Source organism: Streptomyces sp. NPDC048255 (genome assembly GCF_040652415.1).
GTDB lineage: Bacteria > Actinomycetota > Actinomycetes > Streptomycetales > Streptomycetaceae > Streptomyces.
In genome coordinates, this window is sequence record NZ_JBEZMA010000127.1 from 1 (window position 1) to 3,121 (window position 3,121).

Annotated in this window: 4 protein-coding genes; 3 read left to right on the top strand and 1 reads right to left on the bottom strand. The window is 69.3% G+C overall.

Annotation, left to right across the window (positions count from 1 at the left end):
* Window positions 1-153: 153 nt before the first annotated feature.
* Together AB0D94_RS37645 and AB0D94_RS37650 are read left to right on the top strand one after the other, a co-directional pair.
* Entirely contained in the window at window positions 154-510 is a 357-nt protein-coding gene (locus tag AB0D94_RS37645) for a hypothetical protein (RefSeq protein WP_362062448.1), read from the top strand.
* Window positions 507-797 (top strand): hypothetical protein, encoded by a 291-nt coding sequence (locus AB0D94_RS37650; RefSeq protein WP_362062451.1) that lies wholly within the window; start codon window positions 507-509, stop codon window positions 795-797. The genes AB0D94_RS37645 and AB0D94_RS37650 overlap by 4 nt, the downstream gene beginning before the upstream one ends.
* On the opposite strand, the gene AB0D94_RS37655 is transcribed toward AB0D94_RS37650, so the two are convergent.
* Window positions 778-1,245 (bottom strand): hypothetical protein, encoded by a 468-nt coding sequence (locus AB0D94_RS37655; RefSeq protein WP_362062454.1) that lies wholly within the window; start codon window positions 1,243-1,245, stop codon window positions 778-780. The two genes, AB0D94_RS37650 and AB0D94_RS37655, sit on opposite strands and share 20 nt — an antisense overlap.
* 765 nt (window positions 1,246-2,010) lie before the next feature.
* Between AB0D94_RS37655 and AB0D94_RS37660 the strand changes: the two genes are divergently transcribed.
* Window positions 2,011-2,745 carry an IS481 family transposase gene (locus AB0D94_RS37660; protein WP_362062457.1) on the top strand — a complete coding sequence of 245 codons (735 nt, stop codon included), beginning with the start codon at window positions 2,011-2,013 and terminating at the stop codon, window positions 2,743-2,745.
* Window positions 2,746-3,121 lie beyond the last annotated feature (376 nt).

The window sequence follows — 3,121 nt, forward strand, 5'->3', positions numbered from 1 at the left end:
GGGGACCCTGTGGGAGAGTAGGACGCCGCCGAACAATCATTGCGGAAGCCCCGCACCAACCCGTTCCGGGTTCGGTGCGGGGCTTTTCTGCGTTCACTAGCCGATTGCCGGGGCGGGCTGGGTATCCTGGCCAGCGTTCCTCTGGAGGACGCGATGACAGCACAGCAGTTGGAAGACGGCGGGCCGCTCATCCCTCAGCCGGCCATGACGCGGGAAGCCCTGCGGGACGCCGTGCGCCGGATCGACATGGCGAACCTCGCCGTGCTCGACAAGGAATGCAACGAGGCGTTCGACCGTGCCGCGGAGACGGGCGCGATCAACCCGCTGCGGTTCTTCCTGATCAAGTGGGCCACCCACGTGGCGATCCACCGCTGGCCGGCCCGGGCGGCCGCGCTGCACGAGGCAGAACGCGTCGCGGGAGACCCCGCCGCCACGGAGGCGGAGTTCCGGGCCGCCATGGAGACGAGCAGCCGCATCCTCGCCGAGGCCCAGCGGGAAATCGGTCAGTGACCCAGCGGGACGAAGGCGTCGAGAATGACAACGGCTGGGCCTGGGAGTGCGATCCCAGCCGGCTGTGGGTGCTCGGCGACATGCACGCGGAGCACCAGGCCCTCGTCGGCGCCGTCATGGACGGCCTGGTCGACCTGGCGTCGATGGCGATCGACCCCAAGGACGGCAGCCTCTACGAGGACCCGCACCCGATGCGGCTGCGTACGTACGAGGACGAGCACCTGATGGTCTGGTACCAGACCATCCCGCATCGCAGCCGGGTGTACCTCAAGCGCGTGAACCTCTGAGCGGTTCCCTGAGCGGGCTCCGGGGTTGGAGGCCACGTAGACGGTGTGTCCCGTCGGTGTCGAGGGCGGTCGCGGGACGGTCGCCGCGGTGCTGCCGCTGCACCGTCCTGTTGAGGGAGCGGCGTACGACGTAGGTGCCACCGGGCTGGAGCCCGTGACTGTGGTGGACGGCGCCGGCAGATACGAGGGACTCCCCGATCTCGGCCGCGGGGCCGGCGAGGTGATGTTCCTCCGGCACCCAGGAGTGCGGGAAGAGCCGTCGCAATGTCCGGTCGTCGCCCACGGCGGTGGCTCGCTTGTCCTCGGCCGGATCGTCCGGGTCAGTGCCCACCAGGACGTAGGGACGACTCCCACGACGGACGGGGAGCGGGTGGTGGAACACGCCGACCTCCGGACCGTCGAGGTCGAACAGCATCAGCTGCTCGGGACGATTCCGGCGGCCGTTCAAGGGCCACAGGACCATCCGGCGGGCCGGCGACGAGAACCGAGAACCGAGTACACGTTTGGGGTCCGGCCGGCGCCCATGACCCTCGTTCAGCGCCGCCAGCAGGCGTCCGTCCCCAGGCCTTCGACAGCCCGCACCCGGCGACGCAGGCACCGCTGCTGACCGGCCACGGACGCGAGGTCGGCGAGGAGCCGGCGTACCTCCCCGCCGCGATGCCGCCGTGCGGTCGGCTCCGCAGGGGCTGCCAGCTCCTTGTCCTCGATCGCCCCCTGCCCGACCGCTGCCCAGTCGGATCGTTCGACTACGGCAGCAGTAGTCCGCCTTCGTAGGAGTAGCCGCCCTCGTAGCACCCCGTGGCGACGGCCAATAGGGGGAGAGAGGGGTGGAAGGCGAGAGTCTTCACCGGGAACCACGGCTGCAGCGGGTGCTGGCCCCGGAGTCCGCCCCACTCGTGCACACCGGTCCGGCAGCCCGTCCGCCCGCGACCAGCGTTCGCCCCCGCGAGCTCCTGGTGGATGCAGCGGAGCTGGCCGGCCTCTCGCCGCTGAGGCTGAGCGTGGAGACGTTCCCTTCCTGAGCTTCGAGGCGGAGCTCGCTGCTGTGGTCTGTGGTGTCCCCGCGGGCAGGACGTCCATTGGCACCTCAGCACCTAGCTGCGTTGTCCCGGGACGTTGGTGACACGCGTGCTGGGAACCGCACGCTGGGCGTCGCCGGAATGAGTGACGGTCAAGCCGGCCACACCGCCAGCCCGCCAGGACGCCTGCCGCCGTGGAGGAACATGTGCTGCGGCTGCGGCGCGAGCACCGGATCGGGGCGTTGCGGCCGGCTGCCCGCTGCGGCATCGCAGCCTCGACCGCCCACCGCATCGTGACCCGTCACGGTCTGCCGCCCCTGGCTGCCCTGGACCGGGCCACCGGCGAGCCCGTCCGCCGCTACGAACGAGCCCGGCCGGCGAACTGGTCCACATCGACGTCAAGAAACTCGGCCGGATCCCTGAGGGGCGGCGGTCACAAGACCCTCGGCCGGGCCGAAGGACGGCGCAACAAGACCGGTGCAGGCTGGGCCTACCGGCATACCGCGCTCGACGACCACAGCCAGATCGCCTACACCGAAGACCTGCCCGACGAGACCGCCCCGACCTGCGTCGGCTTCCTCGCACGGGCCACGGCCCGGTTCGCGTCCCTGGGCATCACCGTTGAGCGAGTGCTGACCGACAACGCCTGGGCCTACAGCAAGAACACCTGGCGCGACACCTGCCGAGACCTGGGCATCAGCCCACGATGGACCCGGCCCTGGCGGCCCCGGACCAACGGCGAGGTCGAACGCTTCCACGACACCCTGCTCGAGGAGTGGGCACACCAATGGCCCTACACCTCAGACCAGGAACGCCAGGCCGCGTTCACCGACTGGATCGACTGGTACAACTACCACCGACCCCACACCGGCATCCAAGGCCAAACACCCGCCAGCCGCGTCACCAACCTGTCCGGACAACACACCTAGCTGGCCGACGGGCACTTGCTGTCCGTGTGCGTGGGGCAGAGCGATGTCCAGCGGGCTGAGGGGCTGGCCGCGCAGGTCGGCTTGCGGGTGTTCGGGGCGCCGAGTCGCAGGTCAGGCGGGGGTGGGCAGGACGATTTGGAGGCTCGGGCGGGGGGTTGTAGAGTGGAGCGGTTGCCTCGAACTGGACAGTTCGGCAGCACTCCCTGTACGGAATGCAATTCCATGACAGGGCACCCGTCTCCATTGAGAAATCCGAAGCCGGTGAAAACCGGTGGAGATCTTCTGATAGAGTCGGACTCGCCGGAAAGGGAAACGCGAAAGCGGAAACCTGGAAAGCGAAACCCGCTTCGACCGGGAATCGGACACGAAAGAGTCT

What these genes read in the sequence shown, in the direction of transcription:
- AB0D94_RS37645 (WP_362062448.1), top strand. Translation starts at nt 154, where the DNA reads ATGACAGCACAGCAGTTGGAAGACGGCGGGCCGCTCATCCCTCAGCCG.